Annotated in this window: 22 protein-coding genes and 1 pseudogene; 13 read left to right on the top strand and 10 right to left on the bottom strand. The window is 43.7% G+C overall.

Going from position 1 to position 25,233, the window contains the following annotated elements; genetic code table 11:
- Nucleotides 1-54 precede the first annotated feature (54 nt).
- Entirely contained in the window at nucleotides 55-708 is a 654-nt protein-coding gene (locus AC3CH3_RS06775; RefSeq protein WP_488538028.1) for a thiopurine S-methyltransferase, read from the bottom strand.
- A 324-nt stretch (nucleotides 709-1,032) separates the two neighbouring features.
- Here AC3CH3_RS06775 and AC3CH3_RS06770 point away from each other — a divergent pair, with 324 nt between their 5' ends.
- Both AC3CH3_RS06770 and AC3CH3_RS06765 read left to right on the top strand, forming a co-directional pair.
- A complete protein-coding gene (locus tag AC3CH3_RS06770) occupies nucleotides 1,033-1,809 on the top strand; it encodes a RelA/SpoT domain-containing protein (protein WP_017059130.1) in 777 nt (258 codons plus the stop codon).
- Between the two features lie 194 nt (nucleotides 1,810-2,003).
- The gene (locus AC3CH3_RS06765) at nucleotides 2,004-2,999 is read left to right on the top strand and encodes an ABC transporter substrate-binding protein (RefSeq protein ID WP_488538027.1); all 996 of its coding nucleotides are present in this window, start codon (nucleotides 2,004-2,006) and stop codon (nucleotides 2,997-2,999) included.
- 172 nt (nucleotides 3,000-3,171) lie between these two features.
- Here the strand turns inward: AC3CH3_RS06765 and ihfA are convergent, their stop codons facing one another.
- Nucleotides 3,172-3,468, bottom strand: coding sequence for an integration host factor subunit alpha (ihfA, locus tag AC3CH3_RS06760; protein ID WP_004734853.1), 297 nt, complete (start codon nucleotides 3,466-3,468; stop codon nucleotides 3,172-3,174).
- Between the two features lie 446 nt (nucleotides 3,469-3,914).
- Here ihfA and AC3CH3_RS06755 point away from each other — a divergent pair.
- Nucleotides 3,915-4,055 (top strand): annotated as a pseudogene (locus AC3CH3_RS06755) (GTP-binding protein); the annotation flags it as partial.
- A gap of 270 nt (nucleotides 4,056-4,325) precedes the next feature.
- Here AC3CH3_RS06755 and AC3CH3_RS06750 read toward each other — a convergent pair.
- Entirely contained in the window at nucleotides 4,326-5,222 is an 897-nt protein-coding gene (locus AC3CH3_RS06750; protein WP_488538026.1) for an EamA family transporter, read from the bottom strand.
- A gap of 103 nt (nucleotides 5,223-5,325) precedes the next feature.
- On the opposite strand from AC3CH3_RS06750, the gene AC3CH3_RS06745 reads away from it, so the two are divergent.
- Together AC3CH3_RS06745 and cqsA are read left to right on the top strand one after the other, a co-directional pair.
- Nucleotides 5,326-6,708, top strand: coding sequence for an aminotransferase-like domain-containing protein (locus AC3CH3_RS06745; RefSeq protein ID WP_488538025.1), 1,383 nt, complete (start codon nucleotides 5,326-5,328; stop codon nucleotides 6,706-6,708).
- Between the two features lie 275 nt (nucleotides 6,709-6,983).
- Nucleotides 6,984-8,165 carry an alpha-hydroxyketone-type quorum-sensing autoinducer synthase gene (gene cqsA / locus AC3CH3_RS06740; RefSeq protein WP_488538024.1) on the top strand — a complete coding sequence of 394 codons (1,182 nt, stop codon included), beginning with the start codon at nucleotides 6,984-6,986 and terminating at the stop codon, nucleotides 8,163-8,165.
- A 150-nt stretch (nucleotides 8,166-8,315) separates the two neighbouring features.
- Here cqsA and AC3CH3_RS06735 read toward each other — a convergent pair whose 3' ends face one another.
- The 3 genes from AC3CH3_RS06735 to AC3CH3_RS06725 form a co-directional block, all read right to left on the bottom strand.
- Nucleotides 8,316-10,364: an ATP-binding response regulator gene (locus AC3CH3_RS06735; RefSeq protein WP_488538023.1), complete on the bottom strand. Its 2,049-nt coding sequence runs from the start codon at nucleotides 10,362-10,364 to the stop codon at nucleotides 8,316-8,318.
- A gap of 253 nt (nucleotides 10,365-10,617) precedes the next feature.
- Nucleotides 10,618-11,433, bottom strand: coding sequence for a TauD/TfdA dioxygenase family protein (locus AC3CH3_RS06730; protein WP_019826015.1), 816 nt, complete (start codon nucleotides 11,431-11,433; stop codon nucleotides 10,618-10,620).
- A 293-nt stretch (nucleotides 11,434-11,726) separates the two neighbouring features.
- Entirely contained in the window at nucleotides 11,727-12,626 is a 900-nt protein-coding gene (locus AC3CH3_RS06725) for a Vmh family MBL fold metallo-hydrolase (RefSeq protein ID WP_019826017.1), read from the bottom strand.
- A gap of 160 nt (nucleotides 12,627-12,786) precedes the next feature.
- On the opposite strand from AC3CH3_RS06725, the gene AC3CH3_RS06720 reads away from it, so the two are divergent.
- A complete protein-coding gene (locus AC3CH3_RS06720; RefSeq protein ID WP_488538022.1) occupies nucleotides 12,787-13,680 on the top strand; it encodes a LysR family transcriptional regulator in 894 nt (297 codons plus the stop codon).
- Between the two features lie 166 nt (nucleotides 13,681-13,846).
- Here the strand turns inward: AC3CH3_RS06720 and AC3CH3_RS06715 are convergent, their stop codons facing one another.
- Nucleotides 13,847-15,439 carry a S8 family peptidase gene (locus AC3CH3_RS06715; protein ID WP_488538021.1) on the bottom strand — a complete coding sequence of 531 codons (1,593 nt, stop codon included), beginning with the start codon at nucleotides 15,437-15,439 and terminating at the stop codon, nucleotides 13,847-13,849.
- Between the two features lie 477 nt (nucleotides 15,440-15,916).
- On the opposite strand from AC3CH3_RS06715, the gene AC3CH3_RS06710 reads away from it, so the two are divergent.
- Nucleotides 15,917-16,318 carry an ACT domain-containing protein gene (locus AC3CH3_RS06710; protein WP_102543846.1) on the top strand — a complete coding sequence of 134 codons (402 nt, stop codon included), beginning with the start codon at nucleotides 15,917-15,919 and terminating at the stop codon, nucleotides 16,316-16,318.
- Nucleotides 16,319-16,332: 14 nt separating this feature from the next.
- Here AC3CH3_RS06710 and AC3CH3_RS06705 read toward each other — a convergent pair whose 3' ends face one another.
- The gene (locus AC3CH3_RS06705) at nucleotides 16,333-17,169 is read right to left on the bottom strand and encodes a LysR family transcriptional regulator (protein WP_488538160.1); all 837 of its coding nucleotides are present in this window, start codon (nucleotides 17,167-17,169) and stop codon (nucleotides 16,333-16,335) included.
- 143 nt (nucleotides 17,170-17,312) lie between these two features.
- Here AC3CH3_RS06705 and AC3CH3_RS06700 point away from each other — a divergent pair, with 143 nt between their 5' ends.
- Nucleotides 17,313-18,158, top strand: coding sequence for an alpha/beta fold hydrolase (locus tag AC3CH3_RS06700; protein WP_488538159.1), 846 nt, complete (start codon nucleotides 17,313-17,315; stop codon nucleotides 18,156-18,158).
- Nucleotides 18,159-18,278: 120 nt separating this feature from the next.
- Here the strand turns inward: AC3CH3_RS06700 and AC3CH3_RS06695 are convergent, their stop codons facing one another.
- Entirely contained in the window at nucleotides 18,279-20,165 is a 1,887-nt protein-coding gene (locus tag AC3CH3_RS06695; RefSeq protein WP_488538020.1) for a methyl-accepting chemotaxis protein, read from the bottom strand.
- Nucleotides 20,166-20,507: 342 nt separating this feature from the next.
- On the bottom strand, nucleotides 20,508-21,224 hold the full coding sequence (locus tag AC3CH3_RS06690) for a DUF1826 domain-containing protein (protein WP_488538158.1): 717 nt from the start codon (nucleotides 21,222-21,224) through the stop codon (nucleotides 20,508-20,510).
- Between the two features lie 277 nt (nucleotides 21,225-21,501).
- Between AC3CH3_RS06690 and AC3CH3_RS06685 the strand changes: the two genes are divergently transcribed.
- From AC3CH3_RS06685 to AC3CH3_RS06665, 5 genes are all read left to right on the top strand, one after another.
- Nucleotides 21,502-22,074, top strand: coding sequence for a YceI family protein (locus AC3CH3_RS06685; RefSeq protein WP_488538019.1), 573 nt, complete (start codon nucleotides 21,502-21,504; stop codon nucleotides 22,072-22,074).
- A gap of 327 nt (nucleotides 22,075-22,401) precedes the next feature.
- Nucleotides 22,402-23,097: a VC0807 family protein gene (locus AC3CH3_RS06680; RefSeq protein WP_019826031.1), complete on the top strand. Its 696-nt coding sequence runs from the start codon at nucleotides 22,402-22,404 to the stop codon at nucleotides 23,095-23,097.
- 383 nt (nucleotides 23,098-23,480) lie between these two features.
- A complete protein-coding gene (locus tag AC3CH3_RS06675; RefSeq protein ID WP_017059113.1) occupies nucleotides 23,481-23,756 on the top strand; it encodes an HU family DNA-binding protein in 276 nt (91 codons plus the stop codon).
- Between the two features lie 25 nt (nucleotides 23,757-23,781).
- On the top strand, nucleotides 23,782-23,925 hold the full coding sequence (locus AC3CH3_RS06670; RefSeq protein ID WP_019826034.1) for a hypothetical protein: 144 nt from the start codon (nucleotides 23,782-23,784) through the stop codon (nucleotides 23,923-23,925).
- Between the two features lie 328 nt (nucleotides 23,926-24,253).
- On the top strand, nucleotides 24,254-25,156 hold the full coding sequence (locus tag AC3CH3_RS06665; RefSeq protein WP_488538018.1) for a VirK/YbjX family protein: 903 nt from the start codon (nucleotides 24,254-24,256) through the stop codon (nucleotides 25,154-25,156).
- Nucleotides 25,157-25,233: the final 77 nt, after the last annotated feature.

Genomic DNA, 25,233 nt, shown 5'->3' with positions numbered 1-25,233 from the left:
TAGAGCCCGTCTTTTTGTTGGTGTTATCTGTTGGCTTAACTAAGCAGACTGAACTTAAGCGTCTGACTCAATCAAATACACTTCTTCACAGAAGCGAGACAAACCTTTCTTCGCAATCTTGGGATGTTCATCGTCCGCTATATCTTGATTCAACAATGTGATTTTGTATCCAGCGAACAACTGAGTGATCTCTAGTTTAGGCACGCTAAACGGAGGGCCCACCATCTCGCTTTGGTCATAATCTAGAGTCACCAGAAGGATCTTACCACCCGGTTTCAGCAGTTGTTTTAAACGCTCTACATACTGCACTCGCATCTCTTCAGGCAATGCGACTAAAGACGCGCGATCATAAATGGTATCGACAGGCTGGATTGGCGCTGTAAAGTAATCGCCCGTGTAGATGTTCAGTTCATCGAATTGGTAGAGCTCGTGCTGACCGCTAATTTGAGTCACAGTCGGGGTGTAAAGGTGCTCTGCAAAAAATGCGCGAACCGCAATCTGGCTTAACTCGACACCTTGAACATCCTCATGCTTTGAAGCTAGCCAAATCAGATCTTCACTTTTGCCACAAAGTGGAACAAACACACTCTTCTCGTAGCTAGGCTCAGTCTTTTCCCAAAATTTAATCAGAAGTGGGTTTACATCTTCGAGGTGGAAACCAATTTGGTTGGCTGCCCATTTATTGGGCCAAAATTCAGGATTATTCATCTTTCGTTCATGTTAAACAGTCATAATGCAAGGGTACAGTATAGAGAAGTAAGAGCAACCTTAGCTTGGTTTAAAGTACCAAATTGGTTTCGATAAAATCAGAAACTGGCTAAGTTCAAAGTTCTGATAATTGCGGAACTAACGCTTGGATTATTTGTCTATATCTTCACATTTTAAAGCAATATTAAACGTTAGAGTTGGTTTCTGTCTTAGCTAGCCCCATTTAATATGTAGTGAGTTTAGTTAAGCTGTTTTTACTCTTGTGCGTTACTGGTTACCCCTTTTGACTACCCGTTTTTTGTAACCTTGTATTTTGGAGTTTGAATGAGTGTATTTCTCCGTACGACGGCCCTAATGCTTCTAGTATTGAGCCGAGCGCCTGCATTCGCAGCAGCACCTGTTTCAACAAGTTCAACTGATCAAACGCGCACTCCTGCGCAAAACCAAGTATCTTCAAACGTATTCCGTCATAGTTTGAGCGGCCTTTACGGCATCAAAGCCTTCGATTCACGCCCGACTCAGCCTTACACCGACTTCGATATTCTGTACAGCAAAGCGCATCAAGGCCAAGCTGAATTAGAAACTATCTGTAAAAGTACTGCCCTACTCACCAATTCTGAAGCGCTATTTGCTGGCGTTAAATCTCAAGCTCGTGCAGAAGAAAAAATCGCTCTTGAGCTTGATGGTGACGTAACAAAAATTACCGACTTAGCCCGTGCAACTATCATCGCGAACGATGTAGAGAGCTTGGTTGAAGTTTACGAAGCGCTAAGCCGCGAAGCAGACGTTGTTAAGCTGAAGAACAAGTTTAAATCACCAGCTGACTCTGGCTACCGTGACCTTAACTTATTGGTTCGCTTACCTAAAACCAACATCATTGCAGAGGTTCAACTTCACTTAAAAGCGATTGCTGATGTGAAAAGTGGCCCTGAGCACGAGCTGTACGAAATTATCCAAGGTATTGAGCGTCACGCAATTGCAGAACATCGCCCCATCAACGATATCGAAGCGGCACAAATTAATAGCCTAAGACGCCAATCTTTAGAGCTTTACCAACAAGCATGGCAACCGTACATTACAACGCACATTAAAGCGGCTTAACTGACTAAGCTATCATAAACAAGAACGACAAAGGGCTGCATAATCGCAGCCCTTTTTAGTATTTGTTGAGTAGCCTCTACACTTCCTATCCCAAATAATCAGATCGTTTAAATTTAGATCTCAGTCTCTTTTCTCCGTCGAACATTTCTGTTTCTATAGCGAATAAGCTTCTGACAAGAAAAGGAATTACGTCAATGCAGAATAACAAATCCATGCTTTCAATCGCGCTACTTGCTGCGTTTTCTGCACACGCTAGTGCTGACGAATGCGGAAAGATGACCATTGCAGACATGAACTGGAACTCGGCGAGCCTTATTGCTCATGTCGACCAATTCATTTTGAATAACGGCTATGGCTGTGAAGCGGATTTGATCCCCGGTGATAGCGTCCCTACAGGCACGTCAATGATTGAAAAAGGTCAACCTGATGTTGCGCCAGAGCTTTGGACTAATGGCATCAAAGAAGCGTTGGATAAGGGCGTTGCGGATATGCGTCTACGTTACGCAGGCAAGTCTTTGGTCAACGGCGGTGAAGAAGGTTTCTGGGTACCAAACTACCTTGTTGAACAGTACCCAGAGCTTACAACCATTGAAGGTGTCATCAAACACGCTGAGTTATTCGAACACCCAGAAGGCGATGAAAAGTTCGCATTCTATAGCTGCCCGGCAGGATGGACATGTCAGATAACTTCCGAACACTTGTTTAATGCGATGGGGTTAGATAAACATGGATTTGAAATGGTGGATCCGGGTTCAGGTGCTGCACTGGCAGGAACCATTGCCAAAGCTTATGAAGGTGGGAAACCATGGTTTGGTTACTATTGGTCACCAACACCTGTGTTGGGTAAATACGATATGGTGAAGGTTGATTTCGGAAGTGGTACCGACATTCAAGAGTTCCGTAACTGTACGACACAACCCGATTGTGAATCTCCTAAAGTGACCATGTATCCACCAGCACCGGTTCACACAATCACCACAGAAGCCTTTGCTAATAACGAACCTCTTGCCTACCAATACTTTGAAAAGCGTGGTTTTACCAATAAACAAATGAGTGAGTTGCTGGCCTGGATGGAAGACAACCAAGCCGACGCCGAAGAAGCCATGTATTACTTTCTAGAAAGCTCACCACAGGTATGGAAGCCTTGGGTGTCTGAAGACATCGCAAGTAAGGTTCAACAAGCCCTTTAGAGTGAAGATTCAAAGTCAGAGGCCTAGCCTCTGTTTTCGCATCTAAAGCAAGTTCTTACAGGACAGTAAATAGATGGAGTTTGAGAAAGGTTACTAAAAGTTAAAGAAATGCGTTTAGCTTAAACTCTATGCAGATACAAAAAGACCACGCTAGGCGTGGTCTATTGCTTGGCTACTTCTCGATTTTAATATTTTCGACACGGGCCTTTAGTTTTTGTCCCGGTCTAAAAGTAACAACACGTCGAGCAGAAATTGGAATGTCTTCACCAGTTTTCGGGTTACGACCAGGTCGCTCGTTTTTCTCGCGAAGATCAAAATTACCAAAACCAGACAGTTTTACCTGTTCGCCATTTTCGAGCGCCTTACGAACTTCTTCGAAAAACACTTCCACCGTTTCCTTGGCATCCCGCTTGCTGTATCCGAGTGTCTCAAACAGGTTCTCAGCCAAATCGGCCTTCGTGAGTGCCATAAAACTTTCCTCAAAGCTATGTTAAACATTGCTACCATCGCCAGTAGCGCCAAAGCATTTACCCTATTCAATCAATGAGATAAGGTCATTTACAAGGAAAGTGTATGCCAAGCTTCTGATTTTCGCCAACTTTTTTATCTTAACTATTTAATTATTCTTTCAAATCAGAAAGATAACTCGCTTCAAATTTCACATATATAGCTAAAAACCATCTACTCAACAGTAACTAAATGGAGTTATATTCTACACAAGCAACCCTTAATAGAATTTAAAACTTTAGCGAACTAAATAATAATTTTTGAGACTTTTCTCCGATACCCAATAAAATCAGCCACTTGATTTGATATGAGACTCAACAGAGGTTACTAAATAAGCGTTATTAAATATAAGATTTGTATCATTTCAGAATTTAATTCGAATTCACTTATAAAAGCCTATGTTCTTTTGGGGTTTTCGATTACAACTTAACAGAGGATGGCTTGACGGAATCAGAACTCGATGAGTGTATCGAAACCAGAATAGAAATGATCGGTCTAGAAATAGACGATTATCTTGAGAGCCAGTTACTTGCGTGTATGGTTAGTTGATTGCTTAGGGCGGGTTGACCTTTCGTGGTTAAATTTTGTTCGGGTGGGGACGCCTAGTCAAAAGCGTTTTAATCGCAGCGAGGGGAGATTTGCCTAATCACTCTAAGCAAATCTCCCCCAACAAAGAGTAAAACGCTTTTTGCGGGGGCGCCCAGCTCGAACCCTTCGGGCAGCGTTTGCTGGTCACTTCTTCGACATAGAATAAGACCTCACAAGTGCGAGGTCTTATTTGTCATTCAAAGCTGCTCATGCAATATCAGCTTTCTTCAATCATTTTTGTTCAGCAAGTGTTTGTGTCGCTTTGGTATTCGTTACATTCGCAGGTTTCACAATCAAACCAATCCCGACAAGAAACAGTATTGATGCAACAACCTGAGCCACAGACAGCACCTCATCATACATAAAGTAACCGCTAATCAATGCGAAGATAGGCACTAACAAGGTTAACGGCGCGGTCGTGCTTAAAGGGTATTGGATTAGCAGCTTATTCCATACCCAATAACCAAATAGCGTGGTTGGGTAAGCCTGAAACAGCACCGCAATCGTCGTGTTCCAATCCCATTGTTCGATGCCCTGCCAGATAATTTGGTCACCATGTAACATCACAGCAAACAACACCAACGGCACTGGCGCAAACAGCATTCCCCACACATTGAATGCAAAAGCCTGTTTAGTTTTAGACGCCTTAACAATCACGCCCATCAAGGTCCAACTGCACGCCGCAATCATAATCAAGATCACGCCATTAACGGTGACATTGCCCGTTGCTGCAGATACCAATACCGCCAACGCACACATGGCTAGCATCGCACCCAATAATTTACGAACGGAAGCACTCTCCTTGAACACCCACACGCCAACCGCCATGCCGATTAATACGTTGGTTGAAAGCAAGACCGATGAAAGCCCAGACGATAAACCAGATGTGATCGACCATGAAGCCATACCCCAGATACCCACACCGAACACAAAGCCATAACTGACTAAGTAGCGCCAAGCGACATTAGGTCTCGCTACAAAACATATCACCGGAATCACCGCTAGCGAGAAACGCGCGGCGGTTGCTAACAACGGATGAACATTAGTCACACCCATTTTGATCATCGAGAAGTTGAATCCCCAAATCGCCATGACGAATACCGCTAACAACAAATCATTTCTTTTCATACTGACCCCTCCTTTGTTTCGAATGAGTATCCCTTGAACAATAAAACCAGTACAGATACAATTTTTACAATTAAAACCAGTACAGTTAATAACGGTCGTGACAATGAGTATCTACAGAAAGCTAGCCAATCAGTTTATCGATGAGATAGAAACAGGCAAAAGACCGGAAGGCGGACGCATGCCTTCGCTACGTCAATTGGCCAAGCAACAAGCCATCAGCATGTCGACCGTGGTGAGCTGTTACCAAGAACTGGAATCACAAGGCTGGATACATTCTCGACCGCAAGCAGGGTATTTTGTCTCGCCTCACAAGCCGTCTCACTCAACGCCTGAGTGGGCACAGTTTGAAAGTAAGATATCGAGTGTTAAGCAAACCTCTTCGACCCACAACTCAATCAACGGGCCGTTAGGGGTTTCGAGCACCACCAATGATGAGCAGTCGATCGTAGAATTGGAACGAAGTTTTCGTCGCACTATCAAACGGATGGGAAGTAGGCTCAACCATTACCCAGATACACAAGGTGAGCCGATCTTGCGACAGGCATTATCCACTCACTTTGCCAAGCTCGATGTGCACTTTTCACCTGAAGAGATGGTGATCACCACTGGATGTATGTCGGCGATTAAAGCTGCACTTGAATCGTGTACCAAAGAAGGCGACACCATTGCGATTAGCTCGCCTTGTTTCAACGGTATTCTGGAGTTGCTTGGCAAGATGTCACGCCAGATCATTGAGATCCCGTCTTTGGATGATGGTGTCGACCTACAACAGTTGGAAACACATCTGAAAAACAAGCGTGTGGATGCCGCTATCTTCTGTACCTCACATATGAATCCTCAAGGGATCAATATGTCGGCCAGTCAAAAACAAAAACTGGCTGAATTGGCGAATCACTATCGAGTACCAATCATTGAAGACGATGTGTATCTAGAGCTCTCATATTCTTCACACACACCACTACCTGCAAAATACTATGACAAAGGTGGGTACGTGCTGTGGTGTGGTTCAGTATCGAAAAGCCTGTCGCCAAGTTATCGTTTAGGCTGGTGCTTGCCAGGAAGGTACATAGACGAGTACAAGGCTCAGTTTTCTGCTGCGAGTTATGGCGTTGCCCTGCCGACTCAGCTTGCGGTTGCTGACTTTATCAAATCTGGTCAATACGCAAAACACGTTCGAAGAAGGTGTGCTCAAATCCTTTCATTACGCCAACAATACCTAAGTTATTTGTCTCAGCACCTTCCTCAAGATGTGAAGATAAGTAACCCACAAGGTGGCATGGTGCTTTGGCTGCAAATCCCAAACTTGAACCAATCAACCTTTGCTCAGACAGTTGCCGACCAGAACATTGATATCAGGCTTGGACACCTGTTCAGCACTCTCGACCTTTACAGTAACTGCTTACGCATCAATATTGGGTATCCGTTAGAGGGTGAAACCAAGCAGCAATTGGATGCCTTAATAGAGCTTATCCACATGTACAGCTAACAGCTAACAGCCCGTAGCCTTTCAAATCAGCTTTTTTTAAAGCCTTTCGAACACCGAATTTTAATAGCCTTTTGTCATAAAAAAGAAGGCTATTATTCCTATCTTAATTCGGGTAAAGCCCCGAACCGTAAGGAAACCCACTCGCCTCAAAACCCTTAAATACTGAGTTTGCAAGCACCCACAAATTTATGCAACTTGGCTAATGACACATCACTTTTTATCGTCAATATACAGCCGTCAGCGCTGGCGTTTTCCTGTATTTGAAGAGAACTATTATGAGTGATAAAACAAAAAACAAACCACTACCTTCCTTTATCGAAGAACGCTTGAACTTCTATATTCAAGACCTGATTACCCAAAACCAAAGTCAGAAACACTTGGTGTTGGGTAAACGTCCACCGTGCAACGCCGTTGTCATGCAGAGCAATGATTACCTAGCCCTGTCGCACAACAAGCAGATCCAACAAGCTCACCAAGCGGCGATCAGTGAAAACGATGACAACGTGGTGATGTCTGCCATTTTCTTACAAGATGATCAGTCTAAACCTGCGTTCGAAACTGAGCTTGCGAACTATGTTGGAATGGAGAGCTGTTTGCTTTCTCAATCAGGCTGGGCGGCCAATATTGGGCTATTGCAAACCATCTGCCCACCGGGGACACCTGTGTATATTGATTTCCTTGCACACATGTCACTCTGGGAAGGCATTCGCGCCGCCGGCGCAGTTGCCCATCCGTTTATGCATAACAATATGAATCACCTACGCAAACAGTTAGAGCGCCACGGCTCAGGCGTCATTGTTGTCGACTCTGTTTACAGCACGATAGGCACCATTGCCCCACTACGCGACATCTACGAAATGGCGCAAGAGTTTGATTGTGCGGTCGTCGTTGATGAATCCCATTCACTGGGTACACATGGAGAAAATGGTGCAGGCTTAGTGCAAGCATTAGGACTCACCAACCAAGTCGACTTCATCACCGTTAGCTTGGCAAAAACCTTTGCTTATCGCGCCGGCGCAATCCTTGGTCCTAAACAACTGTCTAGAACCTTGCCGTTTGTCGCGTACCCTGCGATTTTTAGCTCGACGGTGCTACCACAAGAGGTGGTTCGTTTAGAGAAAACGTTGGAGGTGATCAAAGGTGCGGAAGACAAACGAGAAGCCTTATTCAATCGGGCAAAATCGCTGACTACGGGGCTAAAGCGAATTGGCTTTAATATCCGCAGTGAGTCTCAAATTGTAGCGCTAGAGTGCGGCAATGAAAGAAACACTGAACGGGTACGTGACTTCCTAGAACAGCGTGATGTGTTCGGTGCAGTATTCTGCCGCCCTGCGACTGGCAAGAACAAAAACATCATCCGTTTTTCAGTGAATGCCGACATGACACCAAGAGACATTGACCATGTGCTCACGGTTTGTCACGAAGCGTACCATCACCCCGAATTAGAGTTCGTGTAACCTTGTTCAAACCATATTTATAACCAACACCAACGGCAGGACTGAATGGACGCTATCATGTCGCGATACAAAAAGAGCCCAGCCATTCGCTGAGCTCTTTCTTGTATCTATATCTACCCAATGGCCGTGAACTTCAGACGATTACATCCGCTAAATCCAGTGAGCAATTTTATCGAATAGTCGGTTTTTGTCGGCAGGTTTAACAATAAAGTCCGACATACCTGACGATTCCATCTTTTCCAAGGTAACGGGAGAACTGTCACCCGTGTGAGCAATAATCGGCACCGAAGAGTATTCTTTGTCGGCACTTCGAATACGGCGAGAAGCTTCAACACCGTCCATGATTGGCATTTCAATATCCATTAAGATCAAGTCGATATCGTCAGTATCAAGCGCATCTAAGGCTTGTTGGCCGTCTTCTTTCTGCACAACATCAAAGCCCTGTTTTTCCAATAACATTGCCGTAAATCGGCGTAGAGACTCGTTGTCATCGACCACCATGATCGTACGTTTAGTGGTGGCCTCTAGCGGTTTTACAGCAATCGATGGCATCACATAGTTGGAGTCAAACAGTAAACGATCAATGGTCGCTTTGGTATTCAGTAGCCAAACTTGCGTTTCCACCCAAATAGGCTCGAAAGAGATGTTACGCACACGCTTGATAGGATGACGTTCATACAAGTAAATGATTCGAGCCTCAGTAAACGAAAGTAACGATTCAATCTTATCGAGGCAATTGGCTCTTAAATCCAAGCTCTCCATATCAACGAAAATCAAGTCGAACTCAAACTGATATTCCTTATTCTGTAGCGCTGACGCCACATCCAAAATCTCTAGGTCAAAACCCATAAAGCGAGAGATTTCAGTCATTTTCCTGGGAAGCACTGTCTGATCACTGATCATCAGCACCGTCTTGAGTTTAGTCAGTTCGCTCTTGATTTCCTCTACCGAATTGGAAGTCAAAGATGGGAAAATCATCGTGAACTGTGTCCATTGAGCCACTTCAGACTGGCATTTAATCTCACCACCAAACGAGCGCATGACCTTCTGACAAAATGGCAAACCTAAACCGTAATTACCCGACTGGCCTGTGGTGTAAAAGTCTTGGAAAATACGACGAATGATATCGCTCGAAATACCAGAGCCGTTATCCGTCACCATTATCTGGTTCGTCACTTCATCACTGAACATGGTGACATGAATATGAAAATCTTCAGGGCTACGATGATGGAACGCATTCTTGAACAGATTATACATGACGTATTTCAACAAGGTGTCACTACCCAAGAACTCAAAGTTACTCTGCACATCCAAGGAGATTGCTGACTTATCAGCAGAGCGCTTGTAATTGAAACTGTCTATCGCATCCTCAACCACCGCTTGCGCTGAATGCTTCTTAAACGTAGATCGAGAGACTCGGTTTTCATCAATTGAAGTCAGTAACAGATCTATCGTTTCGTTACCGGAATGAATGATCTCCATCGCTTCATCGCCCACTTCACGTAGCTGAATCACTTCCTCATTGCTTAACGCATATTGCCCTTTTTGATCGCCACTTTTAGGGTTCGGCAATATGGACTGCATGACATCAATAGAGGTAAGTAAACCGCTTAGAGGGTTTCGCATCTCATGGGCGATACCTGCACCAAAAGACTTCGCCAATGACACCTTGTTTTCATGTTCCACCTGATTGCGGAAGTAGAACAAGTTGCCGAATAAGTAGATAAACAAAAAGATTGGCACATGCGTCCAATCCATTGTGAGTTCGAGGTAGAAGCCTTGTGCAATCCAAGCGCACAAGGTAGCAATCCCAATACCTGCAAAGGTTTGTGCAAACATCACTCTCGTCACGTGCACTAATAAAATATGGAGAAAAATAGCCGACATGAATGACATAACCCAAACGTTGGACCAATTATTCATTAACAGCATGTAGAAGAAGAAACCGGGCAAACAGATAGTTACAGCAACTTGATAATAAGCCGGAAGGTATTTTCGCCATTCAAATGGGACGCGATTGCGAAATATAATGCCAAAGAACAATACCGAGCAAAACAGGCGGAGTGCCAAGTTTTCGTAGGGTTGCGGAAACAAAAACTCCCACACAATGTAGTAAATTGGAAAACCGACAAAGCCCATCCAACCCACGAGGGTTAGATTCGGTTCTGCGTACTGGTAAACTTTACGAATCGCGTTCATACGAAATACTTTGTTCTCTAAGCCCTGACGTTTATTAATTCTATGATTTAGTTTTTATACTTATATTTTGGCACCGATTATATTACACATCACCTCCGAGCAGTGAGGTTTCAATCAAATAACCAACGGATTCGTTTTTATTATTAAGCTTAGATGAATAAAGCCTCAGTTTTATAGTTTAATTCAGACACTAAACCTGAGTTCCTGAGACTTGTCCGCTAGCGCCTGCACCAATTACCCCTCTTACTTACTATTATGTCACTGTTACTCGATGCATTTTTCTTGGAGTATCACCGTAATCTATCACTGCGTAATGTTGCGTTACCCTGTTATCCCAGATCGCCATTGAGCCGTTGTCCCATTTGAAACGAACTTGAAACTCAGGGCGTCTCGCAATTTCAAACAGTTGGCTGAGTAAAACATCACTCTCTTGACGAGGCAGTTCGTTGATATAGCGAGTAAACTGCTCATTGATATACAGCGTTTCCTTACCCGTTTCAGGATGAACTTGAACAACCGGGTGAACCACTGGCGGATTATCCTGTGCTGTTTTAAGCAAGGATTTGTGCCAATCAAGCTCAATGTCTTCTGACTCTATACCTTCAAAGGCCACCAGCGAATGAGTCGCCGATAAGCCTCTCAACTTAGCTTTCATATCTTCATTTAGAGATTCAAAAACCGCCGTCATAGAACACCAGATCGTGTCACCACCGACGCTTGGAATGTGTTGAGCATGCAACAGGGAAGCTTTCGACGGCAAGCTGCGCCACGTTAAGTCGGTATGCCAATAACTTTCCATTGGCGCATTGCCTAGGGTTGTTTCAATCACACTCACCTGAGGCGCACTTTCCACGCGAGGGAAGAAAGGATGTGCAGGTTCTAACGTTCCAAAGCGTTCTGCAATCATCAAGTGTTGTTCTGGAGACAAAGTCTGCCCGTCGAGAAAGATCACTTGATGGGTTAGAAGCGCCTGATACACCTTATCGAGTTCATCAGCACTGCATGTAGAAATGTCTAATTCGTGGATGCGAGCTCCGATGTGAGGAGTAATGGGTTCTATTTTCAACATACTTTCGCTTATTGATGATATTGAGTTGCGGGACGGATCTGGCTACTAACAGTAAACCGGATAAATGCAGATTTTCTTTCCCACTTGAAATAGAAAATCGTCTCTCCGAAACAAAAAAAGAGCCCCTAAGCTGGAGCTCTTTTCGTTTTTTGATACTTCCTGTATCCATAGACAAGTCCAATCTGTAGTACTTTCACTGAAAGCCAGATCATCGATATCTCCAGTTGTGTATCACTAATAAATCTAGCATACAATCTTCAGACTGTTCTGCGACACAACCGAGATAATCAACTCTAGTGCCAAACCATCTCGCCACTCAGCACTTTCGCGCCAAGTTCTAAATCACCTTCCGTAGCCTCAAATTTCGAGTAGGCTTTCTTCATATAATCACTGATCTCGACCGATGTTGAATTACTTTTGCTCACCAATGCTTTTTCAATATCAGCCACATAATCCTGCGTGAACTGAACTGCATTTATCCCAGTTGGCATTTCACCTAAATAGTGACCCGGAATTACAACCTCTGGCTCAAGTGCTTTCATACGATCCAACGATTGTGACCACTGGCTACGAATCTCTTTCGATGCGGCATCTGCCATCCATACATGCACACCGCTATACACCGACACGCCACCAAATACAGTCTTTTCAGACGGAACCCAAAGGTAAGCTTGGTGTGTATTTATCTCTTTCACTTCGATGGTTTCACCTTCGATGCTTAATGTTGAGCCGTTCATCACGGTTGGAACAATCACCTTAGAGGGCGCATTGCCTGCTAATTTAGGCCCCCAGTATTCAAGCTTTGCATCTTTGGTGCGTTTGATATGTGCGACAACAGCTTCACTGGCAACGACCTTAACGTTAGGAAATGCCGAAACTATCGGTTCCAAACCAAAGTAGTAATCTGGGTCGCCGCTGCTGATGTAAACCATCGATAATTTTTTGCCTGTGGCTTTGATTTGCTCCACCAACTTTTGCCCGTCTGCGACACTAAATTGCGCATCAAACAGAATCACTTCTTTCTCACCCGAAACCAATACCGAGCTTGCGGGGAATATCGCGTTCTCGCCGGGGTTATAGTGAGTGATATTCAGATCCGCAGCTAAAGCAACACTTGATGCCAGCACCGTTCCTAGGCTTATGGTTCCTAAAAGCATGCTTTTTGATAACAGGTTTTTCGATAATGTATTCATGGCTTTATTCCGGTATTTGGAGTTGAACACCTGCCAACTCGCTGAATGTCCAAATATCTTATTTGATTGTTTTTAGATGAAATAGACATCAAATTGACTTTAACTGTTGCAGTTTTCGGACATATACTGAGGTCGGTTCAATTCTCTAGGCAATAAAACAATGGATAAACTCGAGGCAATGAATGTCTTTGTCACCATAGTGGAGCGTGGTAGTTTGAGCGCAGCTGCAGAGCACCTTGATCTCTCACGAACAAAGGTCACTCGTTATTTGGGTGAGTTAGAAACATGGATGGACACACGCTTGCTTCACAGAACAACACGAAGCTTAAGTTTAACCAGCGCAGGTAAAGAAACACTTGAGGTCGCCAGAGAACTTTTGGCTCTGGAAGCATCCCTAACTGGAATCAGAAACCAAAACCGAGAGCATTTAAAAGGTCAGCTGCGTATTACCGCGAGCTACTCGATTGTCGATAGCTTCTTGATGGACGTGATCGGTCGCTTCATCGATAAATGGCCAGAGGTCTCGATTGACATAGTTTCTACCGATCAAACGGTCAATCTTGTTGAGTCACGCATCGATTTAGCCATTCGCATAACCAACGAACTGACACCCAATATTGTCGCGAAGCAGATCGGTGAATGCCGCTCCGTGATTTGCGCATCGCCTCAATATCTAAAAGAGAACGGCACACCCACAGAAGCCCAAGATCTAGCGCACCACAACTGTTTATCGTTCAGTTACTTTGGCAAAACCGCTTGGACGTTCAATGGCCCCAATGGGCTGGAATCAGTCCCAATTAAAGGGAACATCAGTGCAAACACTTCAGAGGTTCTGCTTTCTGCCACACTCAAAGGCAACGGGATCTGCTTACTACCCTTTCCTTCGGTCGAAGGCTTAATTCAAGACGGATTGTTGGTTCCTCTGCTCTCCGAATGGAAACCTAAAACGCTGGGTGTACATGCGATTTATGGAACGCGTAAGCAAGTCACTCCACTGTTAAGAGCCTTTATTGATCACCTATCTGACGATATGGAACAGTCTAAGAGCTGGTAATGTCGCAACTCAACGTCCTCATAAATAACACGGCGACACAGTAGTAAGAATTACATTAGGACTCAAAAATAAAGCCCACAACAAGGTGGGCTTTAGCTACCAGTCTTTTGAACTGACTAAACTAGTGAGTAACTTGGCTTCCTTAAGCTGTGATTCAAACCTAAAGTTAAAAGTTTGCTTGGAGCGTCAAGCCACTGTAAGCCGAGTAAGCGTTCAACATCACATGATATCTGCCGCTTTGGGTGACATTCACCGTACAAGTCTCACTGTTACCCGAACGATAAGGTCGACAGTCCCAAGTACTGAGCGTTGGTTTGTCTCCAAAACGTAGATACAGATCCGCGTCGCCTGTGCCACCAATGGTGACCACTGTTAGCTGCTGGCCCTGTTGTAAGTCCATGTAGAAGTAATCCTTTTGTCCTCGGCTGCCACTTAATCCATTAACCGGCACGCCAGAGACTAGCTTTCCATCTGGATCCGGTCCAGGTGTTGGACCACCGCAATCCGGCTCACAACCACTGTCTGCCAAGCTATATAGCAGTTTATTGGTGGTGCCTCTTGTGTCAGAAACCTTATTCTCCGAGGCTCTTGAGTTCAGTAACCCTGTAAGCTGAAGCGGAGTTAAGCCGTTGTTTTCTTGTAAGTACAAGGCTGCAACGCCGGCAACATGTGGCGTCGCCATGGAGGTTCCGCTAATCGTTTTATAGCCGCCATCATACCAAGCTGACTTAATTTGAGACCCAGGTGCGAATAGGTCAACACAACTGCCCCAGTTCGAGAAACTTGAACGCGAATCAGAGCTGGTCGTTGAGCCTACCGTTACACCACTTGGTACACGAGCTGGTGATGTATTACACGCATCGGCATTTGAGTTACCTGCCGCCAACATAAAACTCACTCCAGATTGAATCGCGCCTTGCACCGCGCGATCTAATGCAGTGGATTGACCTCCACCTAAACTCATGTTGGCGACCGAAGGCCCTGATGCATTTTGTGCTACCCAATCCACACCAGAAATCACGCCGGATGTGGTTCCTGAACCCGAACAGCTAAGTACTCTTACCCCAACAATATTAACGTTTTTAGCCACACCATACTGGCTGCCGCCAATCGTTCCTGCAACGTGGGTACCATGCCCATTACAGTCACTCGAATCAGCATCATTATCTACGAAATCATAGCCAGAAACCGAGCGCCCGCCGAATTCCTCATGGTTGTTATTAACTCCCGTATCAATCACGTATGCTGTGACGCCAGAGCCATCAAAGTTAGCATTATAGTTTCGATCCAAAGGAAGGTTTCTCTGATCTATTCGGTCTAGCCCCCAAATCGCGTTGCTTTGAACGGCTTCATTTGAAACAACAGGATCGATACTGAGTATTTGGTCTTGTTCAATGTATTCCACCCGAGAATCACGTCTGAGTTGCTTTAATTGAAGTGCGTCTAGATTTGCCACAAAGCCAATAATGGAACTATCAAAAACATCGTCTGTTTTGATTGAAAACGAATTGGCCATGAGGCCTACTGTTTGTTGAGTGAACTGCTGTAATCCAGCCGCGTCATTCATTAGCATCTGCGGTTGTTTCAATACAACAATATAGCGATCAGTGATCGCATCATCTGATGAAGCCAACACCAGTGGAGCAATAGGTTGTTGTGAGTTTTCAGTCGAATTTATAACAGAACTTTGAGCCAGACTTGATGCGGAATAAATACCAAATGTGGCTGCAATACAACAACTTAATACTTTCTTTAACATAGCTTGTTCCTTGATATTTTAGGTTTGTTGGTTGTTACCTACGACAAACACGAAAATGCAGACAGCTAGCGTTATACGCTCAATACGTGAAGCAACAGTGTTACAAATTCAACCTAAGACAATACCAATGAGGTTGCTTATTAATTTATATTCATCTCACTAGGAACTTCGAGTTGGAACAAATTATTTTGAAAAGCTTATGCAAGCGCAATTTATATAATTTGATCAAAAGCTCTAATTTCAATAAAAGTTGAATGCATAAATAAAAATGGTGTATGAAAGCGGAATGATCTTCACTATTGACACATAACACACCAAAACGCTGCAAAATCCGGAAAATACAGAATTAAAATTACGGACGATTAGTCATGCTTATAGTGAATAAATATTATTAATTGTACTCGCCGACAGCTTACCTCTATCTTGGCTGCACTATCCAACACCATAAACAAACGCGATTACGCAGGGAAAAAGACGATGACCGCCATTACCGATTTAGACATTTTGTTAAAGTCCATGTCACCAGAGCTCATTGAAGGTGATTATGTTTTTTGTACTGTAGACGGGGGATTAGCAGATTATGTTCAACTCGAACCAATCGCGACGTTTCGTGAAAAAGAAGGCTTAACCTTGGTGCTCACTGAGGATACCGCACGACAAACTCAACTCGATTTCGATGGTGTGTTTAGCATGATCACTTTATCGGTACACTCGAGCCTAGAAGCGGTTGGACTAACCGCAGCCTTTGCCACCAAGCTAGGCTCATATGGCATTAGCGCCAACGTGATTGCTGGCTTTTATCACGACCACATCTTCGTTCAGAAAGACAAAGCTGAAGCCGCAATGAGTGCGCTTAGAGAGTTTTCAGAAGCCGAATAACTCGATCAGTTTACTCATTCACGTATGAAGTTGATTAACAGCTTAGTTAGATGTGTGTGATAACTCATCGAACGGTAATGAATATATATCGTCAAGGGCGCTAATTGGTGATCCAAGTGTTGTTCAACCAATGTGCCCTGCTCTATTTCCTCACGACAAAACTCTTTCGGTAACGCAACAAAACCAAGCCCGCGAATCGCAGCGGCTTTCGCAATAAATCCACCATCAACATTAATGTTTGACTTGATATTCAGCCCCTTTGAGTCGTCTTTTACCCCACTAAATACCCAAGGATTGCCACCAAAAGCTTTATAACTAGAGATACATGGCAACGAGATTAAGTCTTCAACTTTACTTGGTGTTCCATGTTCCTCCAAACAAGTTGGAGAAGCCAAAACTACGCTCTCCCATTGGCATAAAGGGCGAGAAACCCAATCCCTATCATCAAGCGCTCCTCTCTCAAAGCTGATCACGATATCAGGGTCACTATTGAGAGCACTTTCTAAGGACGTACTGTGTTCGCAGAACAGAGAGATATTGGTATAGTCGACCACAAAGTCAGCAAGAATATCGCCAATAAACGGAACGTCCGGCGTGCTTAAGCGAATACTTCCTTTTACTGATTCAGTGGAAGTGGTGAGATTTTGCAACGTCTGGCTCAAGTGGCGAAGCGGCTCTCTTATCTCGTTATACAAAGTCTCACCAGCCGAGGTTGGCGTAACCTTACGTGTAGTCCGATAAAACAGTTTATTACCAATCTCATTTTCTAGTTGTTGAACATGACGACTGACCGTAGAGCTCGGAATTAGCAAGCGCTCCGAAGCCTTGATGAAGCTGTTCTGCTCATACACACAAAGGAATGAGTTTAACCAAGCGTTATCGATTCTTTCCAATCCTATTATCCCAAAACCATCAATAGTGAATCTTATATTAGCTTATTTATCAGGATTATCTATCACGATAAAATTCGAAAAAATGATGGGAGTGAATAATGATGAAAAGTAAGAGCCAAGCAATTTTCGAGCGCGATGGGTATCAGCTTAAAGCCGAACAACACGGCGAAGGACCAAACTTATTAATTATTGGTAGTGTTGATTACTACAAGCGAGTGATACCGAAGGCGCTACACGACCACTTTACTTGCCTATATCTAGATCATCGTGGGTTTGCTTTAACGGGAAAAGATAACCAGACAATTAATTTGGATATTATCTCTGACGATATTGAAGCTATCTGCGAGAGTTTTAATATACAGAAAGCCAGTATTCTTGGTCATTCAGGACATGCTTACATGGCTCTTCACTTCGCCAGTTCTACCAATATTCGTATTGAGAAGGTTATGGTTGTTGGAGCACCACCAAGCTTATCTGAAGAGATGAAAGCCAATCAGTTTTCACACTGGGAAAGCCATGCGTCAGATGAACGAAAGCGCCTATTTGAACAAAGTATTGAAAAGCTCGAACACGACATAAACAAAGAACCACATAAAAAGTTTGTCCATCTATGTAATCGATTAAGCCCTATGCGCTGGGCAGATCCTAGCTTTAATGAGCTTTCTCTCTGGGACCAAGTACCCACCAATACAGCGCTACTTGACACACTTTGGGGAGATATTTTTAGCAGTATAGATTTAACAACTCTACCTAAGGCTAATCAACTGGAGGTTATTGTTGCTATTGGTGCACTCGACTTCAGTATCGCACCTTTGAGCACTTGGCTAGAGGTAGAGGTAGCGTTTAAATCATTAGAGCTTATTGAGCTTGAAGGTGTGTCGCATACCCCAATGCTTGAATCTCCAACCCGTTTTGTTGAACTGAGTTGCCACCATCTACTCGATTAAGTCAGCGACTTACCTTGTTCTACCATCTAACAATCGCCACAAAAAAAGCGACGTAATCTACGTCGCTTTGGCTTATTGCTTACTGTTCATTCACTGATCAGGCATCAGAGAACAAGACCATTAAGCAAGCTTAAAAGTCGCCACTTTGTCACTTAAGCCAGCGGCTTGACTCTTAAGTTCGTTCGACTCAGTTAAGCTGTCCTGTGCGCCCACAACTAGGTGGTCAGTGACATCTTTAATGGTCGTAATGTTCTGGGTAATTTCACCTGTCACGTGTGTTTGCTCTTCAGCAGCCGTCGCGATTTGAGTCGCCATGTCGCTGATCAAAGCAACTGCAGTATTGATCTCTTCAAGCGCATGCGAAGCTCGATCGGCATCTTCTACTGAATGTATCGCCAGTTTAGAACTGCTCTCCATAAGCTCAACCGCTTGCGCCGTTGTGCGCTGCAAGATATCAATGGTTGATTTGATCTCTTCCGTTGAAGAGTGGGTACGCTGCGAAAGCACACGTACTTCATCTGCTACCACAGCAAAACCACGACCTTGTTCACCAGCACGAGCCGCTTCAATCGCCGCATTCAAAGCAAGCAAGTTGGTTTGCTCTGCAATGCCTTGGATTGTCGCTAATACTGTTGAGATCTCTTGAGCGTGCTTGTTAAGTTCGCTGATCACATTGCCCGCTTCGTTCACTTCATTGGCCAAGTTATTAATCGAACCTTTAGTGTCGACTACCAGAGCGTGACCACTGTTAGTGCTTGTCGCTGAGTCTTGTGCCGCTTTTGCTGTTTGCTCGGCATGCGAGGCAATCTCTTGAGTTGCACAGGCCATTTCCGTTACAGCCGTTGCCACCATTGTGATTTCTTGCTGTTGATGATTAAGCTCGTCCACAGAACGGTTCGCACGTTGAGTACTTTGCTCTGACTGGCTATTTAGCTGTTCTGACTGCCCACGGATATGGCCAATCAACTGCTGTAAGCTTCCAACAAAGGTATTGAAGTTATGAGCCAACTCGCCCACTTCATCTTGGTTTTCTACATGAATACGTTGAGTTAAATCACCACTACCATTCGCGATTTGCGCCAATGCTTGAGATACGTGGTTCAACGGACGGAATAGAATCGTACACAAAAGGTTAAACAGTATGGTACATACAATAACGACCAGCAGTGTCGCCAAAACTTGACCAATCACAGCATCAAATAACGGTGCAACCAGAGAGTCATGATTAACAACACTCACTGTAATCAGGCTCGTTCCGTCAATAGCACGTGCGTACAGAACATAGTCGCTGCCATTCAGTTCGATAGAAGTATCTTTACCGCTAGTCAGAGCCTTTTGTACATCGGAGAAATTTAACCCAAGTGAACTGATATTCTTGTTCAGTAACTTAGTGTCAGGGTGCGTGTAAACCGTGCCTTTGTTGGTCGCGATGAACATGTAACCTTCACCTGGAAGAATCACCTGCTCTAGACTGTTTAAAATGTCTGTAATTTCTACATCAGCACCCAACACAACCTGTTGCCCATGCAGTTGCATTGCTGTTCCTAATGAAACAACGTTCGCCCCAGTTGCTGCAGCAACCGTTGGGTTATCCATGAATACCTTACTTGGGTTCGCTACCGCATTGGTGTACCAACCCCATAAACGGGGATCATCATTGCCCAGCGGCAGTACTACTCCGTTCGCGTTCTTTTGCGAACCATCAGGAAATGCCAAGAAGACATTATCAAAAGAGGCTGAGTCACGAACCTGTTTTAGATGAGTCACCAAGCTGTCTTGTTTGGACTCTTTCGAAAGAGAAGTAAGCGCACGCTCTTTGGATAAGATCCAATCCGATACATATTGGTTGTACGAAGCCGATGCGCCCTCTAAGCGCTGTTCAACTTCAATATCCAACCTTTGCAGTGAAGCACGAAAAGAAAGGGCCTCAACCAAAATCCCCCCCAGGATAATGGCCATACTGGCTGAAATCGCCAGTTTATTTTTAAGCGAGAGTTTCTTGAACATAGGAAACCTATAATTTGGAAGTAAAGAACCGTGGCGAACAAGTTGGTTGCCAAAGCGGTTTGCAAGCGGGATATATTTTACGCTTTAAAATAAATTAAGAAACCGATGAGGAACTGAAATCTTGATATATGTGAGTAAGTGCACGCATCATATCCATTGATTTAGAGAATGGTGAACTCTAAGTTTTGAATTCATACACTAATTGAGGTCGGCTGATGGGTGTCTTTATTTGGGAGTAACAACGGCATAGATCGCCCTATACCGTTAGCTCATTAGGAAGTTATTTAAATGAGTTGAACGTCTGAATAGAAACAGGTTGCGGACTAAATAGTCAAAAGTTGATCAACCAAAGTCCAACGTTAACAGCAATCGTGTCTCGTCAGATGAAGTGACTGGTGAACGGTGAACAAGGCCTCTATTCTCATTGCCACTCCAACGCTCTCCTTTTAATAACGCAACATCACCACTGGTCATTTTCTGGATGTCAGATTCGTCGTTGTACAGGCCTGAAACAGAATCAGGCTGTCCGTTACTTCCACGACCAAGCTTAGAACGGTCGACTAAGTCGTTTGGCAACCATTGAGTCGCAACACCATGATAAGTTGTCACCAAGCGGCAAGGCACTTGATCAAAATGGAAACGTGGGCACATCGCTTTGTTCAAAACCGCTAAACGCAACCCGACTTCTTCAAGATCGAACAAACAACAGAACATATCCACCAGCTCTGCCATGTTTTCTAATAACGCTTTAGAAGCGGTTCCATCGGTGGCAAATTCCAATTTATCGAGAGCATTTTCAGGTGACACGCTAACAGACTTACTAAAGTTTGGATTCAATGCGATAAATTCACTGATTGCCGTCCTTAAGCCTTCATCAAACTGTCGCTGCCATACCGCTATATTAATATCGCTTTGGTAGATATCCGCTAATACCGTTGGCTGCTCAGAAGCACTAAAGCTTGGCTTGTGATTCGCCGGTTCCTGAATACTCACAGCTGAACTAATGTTGAGTGGCTGGTTGCTATTGGTTGCCAACGGCTTGGTTAACACGGCATTCATTACGTCGTCTCCTTGATACATGCTCATCGCTTCCCTTTTACCAACAAAATAATTATTCTTGGCAAGAGTGATTTTTAGTTATGTTATAACATAACTAAAAATAAACAAATCACTTCGTCGATCATGATTACAGTAATACAGCAACGCCCTTCTTTGCCTGCGGTAATTTTTCGAATGCTGAACTAAGCTTCTATCAATTACTCTTTCCAAAAAGTCATTTTAAAAACGTACGACTCAACAACGTTAACCTGTGAATTCATCAATCTGGTGACAACTTATGAAAAAACTAATCTCTACATTCGGCCTCTTATGCGCCGTTATCTCCGCTCAATCTTTCGCGGAGTCGGGCTACACATTAGATCCGAAGTTATCGAACATCACATTCGCGACCATTAAAAAGCAGTTTGTTGTCGAGCCTGCATCCATCAAGCCAATGTCTGGAGGGCTTACCGAAGAGGGTCATTTTTCAATAGTATTGGACTTGAAAAGCGTGAGCACCGGAGTCGCTATTCGTGACCAGAGACTCAATGAACTCTACTTTGAATCGATGACTTTTCCTGAAGTGAAGATCTCTGGGAAGGTTGAACCGTCGATGCTATCTGGTGATCCAAAAAGAACAACAGTAGCAGCGGAAGTTACTTTACACGGCGTAACCAAAACGATCGATTTCCCAGTTGTGGTGGTTCCATCAGAAGGATTTGTCATGGTTAGCTCAGCCTCGACAATCATCGTCAACGGCGCTGATTTCGGGATATCGACAGAGAATTTAAACAAACTTTCAGCAACCGTGGGGGGATTAGCGATTTCCGACAAAATTCCCTTAAACTTCAATCTACTTTTTGACCAGTAATGGTTTATATCTCTCCTTTTGGACCACCTCATTTCACATTCACCAATCGTTTAAGAATGGTGAATGTGAGTAACATACCGATCCATACGAGAAACTCGCCTGCTTCAGGCTAAGGTTTGAATCGACTTAACCGACTCCTCCGTTCGATTCCCCTAAACAGGTCGATAGACACCTTTCACAAAGCGTAAAATTGAGCATTAGTTAAGCTCTGAGATATCGTTGATGTCACATGTCGTTACACAGCATGACGCCTTAAGGCTTTACATCTTGGGCGAGGTAAACAACAATCCCTGAGAATAAATCCATAACATAATGTATTTAGAAATTATGAGTAGCACAGAAAACAAAAAATCGAGTCCTCTTTTTGAAGTCGTGTTTAACGTCTTCCTCCCTTCATTCATCTTAATGAAGTTCAGTGGAGAAGAGCACCTTGGAACAGGCTTAGCACTGCTTGTCGCCCTTGCCTTCCCTATTGCTTACGGTGGCATGGAGTTAATCCGTAATAAGAAGTTCAACTTTATCGCAGCGCTTGGCTTTGTCAGCGTGCTATTAACCGGCGGTATTGGTTTCTTTGAGCTAGACACTCGTTGGTTAGCACTAAAAGAGGCATTAATCCCCGGTCTAATTGGTTTGGCGGTTCTTGGCTCAACCTTCACCCGCTACCCGTTTATCCAGAAAGTTATCTTCACACCGGCCCTGTTAAATATCTCTCTTATTGAAGAGCGCCTAAAGCAGTTCGGTAACCAAGCAAAGTTTGATCGTTGTCTAATGACATCGAACTACCTATTCGCAAGTACCTTCGCTTTCTCTTCTGCGATGAACTATTTCCTAGCGACTTGGATTGTGACAAGCCCTGCCGGCACTGCAGCCTTTAATGAAGAGTTGGGCAAACTCACGCTATACAGCTACCCAGCCATAGCTATCCCTAGCATGCTGATGATGTTAGGTATTTTCTATTACATTTGGCGCCAAGTTCGCGCTATGACTTCGCTAGAAACAGAACAAATCTTTATTACTAAGTAGTTCTCGTTACGTTAGCTTTAAATACAGAACCGCTTCAAATACTAGATTTTTTTAAACGCTATAAAGCCCAGCCCTGTCGCTGGGCTTTATAGTTTTTGCTATCTAAATTCATGAACTCAATCGGCGCACGTTTGATTGATACTCTCAATCAACCAAGACATTCACCGCCACTTATCCGTCGTGAACTCAACTAACTCGCTTTAAATCCATAATAATCAATGAATTCCATTGATTGAGCCGACAGATGCTTTTATAGTCGATTCTGTTGGTTACTTTACAAAGCTCTACCCAACCACTGACAATATTTCAGTTGCCGTTGATAAGATCGCATAAGCTAGGTGCTAAAGGTAGACGCCAGCCGTACTCAATAAGGAATATAGATTATGAACAAATCTCAATTAGTTGAACACATCGCGACTTCTGCAGACATCTCAAAAGACCAAGCAGGCACGGCGCTCAATGCGCTTGTTGAAGGTATCTCTACTTCGCTTGCTAACGGTGATGACGTATCGATCCTTGGATTTGGTAGCTTTAAAGTTAACTCTCGTGCCGCTCGAACTGGTCGCAACCCGCGTACCGGAGAAGAGATTCAAATTGCAGCGTCAAAAACGCCAGCATTTAAAGCAGGCAAAGCACTGAAAGAGACGTGCAACCTGTAATACAAAAAATACAAGGAAGGTTACGATGACGACTAAGGAAAAAGCGAAAACGAGCCGAAGCAAAAAAGCAGGTAAGTCGACTAAAGCGCAAGCCGAAACGCCTAAGACTCGTCAACGCATTGAAGAGCTTCTCGAACAGCGTGAATTGGCCAAACTGTTAGAGCTATAGTTTATATAAGAACTAAAGTTTAGGTTTGAGCAAAGTGATAGTTTGTTATCGTTCTAATGCCACTGCAGATTTGTAGTGGCATTTTTGGTTTTAGAAACAGATTCCTAAAGTAAATACCAATCGCGACCTACGCCTTCTATCTACTAAGACACAAACACATCTGCCCAAAATCTGAGCTCTAAGTAACTGATTAAGTTACATAGCTATACATATCCATACTTACCCAAATCGCCTTTTTCACTATCATCATTTTCTTGTTATTGGTGAGATTATTGGAAGGGTTCGTGACACGACTGTGTTCGAGCAATCCTTCTTCTTTGAGGTGATTATGAATGTCGTTCGCATGGGGATTGAAGCAAATACCCATAAAAATAAGGGTAAGTACAAAGCGATACTTAAGTTTACTATTCGAGCCCTGTTTTATTATTCAGCCACTCGAAAAATGAGTGATAATTTCAACTCTGAAGAGAGAAAGTTGTTATTTATCAAGCAACCCAACTTCCTTTCTAAATTTGTCACTCCCTACTTATGCACTGGCTTTAGCAATAAAGAAAAGATAGAAATCTTATCCAAGCACTACGACTGGTTTGAAGAAACCTTCGCAACAGAAGCTAGACACCAAATCTATAATGAAAGACTCAATCTTTTAAAACTAGAGATAGATGACAACGTTTATCTGGTTAATCTCAGCTTTGAAAGAAACGCGAGAAAAGAAGGTGAACTGACAATTTCATTGACCAATTCTCTACTCGAAAAAATGTATAGCATCTCGTTCACTGTTTTCGACAACAGCATCTACATCGGTGGTATTCAAGGTGGGGCCAATGACAATGGATTTAGCCGCACATTCACAAAAGCTTTCTACGGTTTAAGACCTAAATCCTTCATGGTAGAAACACTAAGACTGTTAGCCATTAACTTAGGTATCAACAATATCTATGCGGTAAAAGAGTCTGGTCATGTGTCGAACTCATTACGCTACGGCAAGAAAAACAAAGACATCAGCCTTAAGTACGATAGTTTGTGGGAGGAGCACGATGGACAGGTGCATAATGACTATTTTTATCGTCTACCAACCAACCCCAACAGAAAAGATCTTGAGGCTCTAAAACGCCAAAAGCGCAAGTTGTATCGCGAGCGTTACGCTTGGTTAGACCAATATGAACTAGATCTAAAGAACGTAATCAGTCAGCACATCCATGATCCTATTCATTATGCTCATGACAGTTAATTTGGCTAACCTTTACTCGACTCGCTAACGCGTATTACCTTTACTAGCGTGCTTTAGTCTAATCACAACCCTTGGAC

The sequence above is a fragment of the Vibrio sp. QJM3NY_35 genome (assembly GCF_057785915.1).
This window is presented reverse-complemented; position numbering and strand designations above follow the sequence as displayed.

What these genes read in the sequence shown, in the direction of transcription:
- AC3CH3_RS06730 (WP_019826015.1), bottom strand. Translation starts at nt 11,433, where the DNA reads ATGTTGAAAATAGAACCCATTACTCCTCACATCGGAGCTCGCATCCAC.
- AC3CH3_RS06690 (WP_488538158.1), bottom strand. Translation starts at nt 21,224, where the DNA reads ATGAATGCCGTGTTAACCAAGCCGTTGGCAACCAATAGCAACCAGCCA.
- AC3CH3_RS06720 (WP_488538022.1), top strand. Translation starts at nt 12,787, where the DNA reads ATGGATAAACTCGAGGCAATGAATGTCTTTGTCACCATAGTGGAGCGT.
- AC3CH3_RS06775 (WP_488538028.1), bottom strand. Translation starts at nt 708, where the DNA reads ATGAATAATCCTGAATTTTGGCCCAATAAATGGGCAGCCAACCAAATT.
- cqsA (WP_488538024.1), top strand. Translation starts at nt 6,984, where the DNA reads ATGAGTGATAAAACAAAAAACAAACCACTACCTTCCTTTATCGAAGAA.
- AC3CH3_RS06670 (WP_019826034.1), top strand. Translation starts at nt 23,782, where the DNA reads ATGACGACTAAGGAAAAAGCGAAAACGAGCCGAAGCAAAAAAGCAGGT.
- AC3CH3_RS06700 (WP_488538159.1), top strand. Translation starts at nt 17,313, where the DNA reads ATGAAAAGTAAGAGCCAAGCAATTTTCGAGCGCGATGGGTATCAGCTT.
- AC3CH3_RS06765 (WP_488538027.1), top strand. Translation starts at nt 2,004, where the DNA reads ATGCAGAATAACAAATCCATGCTTTCAATCGCGCTACTTGCTGCGTTT.
- AC3CH3_RS06770 (WP_017059130.1), top strand. Translation starts at nt 1,033, where the DNA reads ATGAGTGTATTTCTCCGTACGACGGCCCTAATGCTTCTAGTATTGAGC.
- ihfA (WP_004734853.1), bottom strand. Translation starts at nt 3,468, where the DNA reads ATGGCACTCACGAAGGCCGATTTGGCTGAGAACCTGTTTGAGACACTC.
- AC3CH3_RS06665 (WP_488538018.1), top strand. Translation starts at nt 24,254, where the DNA reads ATGAATGTCGTTCGCATGGGGATTGAAGCAAATACCCATAAAAATAAG.
- AC3CH3_RS06725 (WP_019826017.1), bottom strand. Translation starts at nt 12,626, where the DNA reads ATGAATACATTATCGAAAAACCTGTTATCAAAAAGCATGCTTTTAGGA.
- AC3CH3_RS06735 (WP_488538023.1), bottom strand. Translation starts at nt 10,364, where the DNA reads ATGAACGCGATTCGTAAAGTTTACCAGTACGCAGAACCGAATCTAACC.
- AC3CH3_RS06695 (WP_488538020.1), bottom strand. Translation starts at nt 20,165, where the DNA reads ATGTTCAAGAAACTCTCGCTTAAAAATAAACTGGCGATTTCAGCCAGT.
- AC3CH3_RS06680 (WP_019826031.1), top strand. Translation starts at nt 22,402, where the DNA reads ATGAGTAGCACAGAAAACAAAAAATCGAGTCCTCTTTTTGAAGTCGTG.
- AC3CH3_RS06675 (WP_017059113.1), top strand. Translation starts at nt 23,481, where the DNA reads ATGAACAAATCTCAATTAGTTGAACACATCGCGACTTCTGCAGACATC.
- AC3CH3_RS06750 (WP_488538026.1), bottom strand. Translation starts at nt 5,222, where the DNA reads ATGAAAAGAAATGATTTGTTGTTAGCGGTATTCGTCATGGCGATTTGG.
- AC3CH3_RS06715 (WP_488538021.1), bottom strand. Translation starts at nt 15,439, where the DNA reads ATGTTAAAGAAAGTATTAAGTTGTTGTATTGCAGCCACATTTGGTATT.
- AC3CH3_RS06710 (WP_102543846.1), top strand. Translation starts at nt 15,917, where the DNA reads ATGACCGCCATTACCGATTTAGACATTTTGTTAAAGTCCATGTCACCA.
- AC3CH3_RS06685 (WP_488538019.1), top strand. Translation starts at nt 21,502, where the DNA reads ATGAAAAAACTAATCTCTACATTCGGCCTCTTATGCGCCGTTATCTCC.
- AC3CH3_RS06745 (WP_488538025.1), top strand. Translation starts at nt 5,326, where the DNA reads ATGAGTATCTACAGAAAGCTAGCCAATCAGTTTATCGATGAGATAGAA.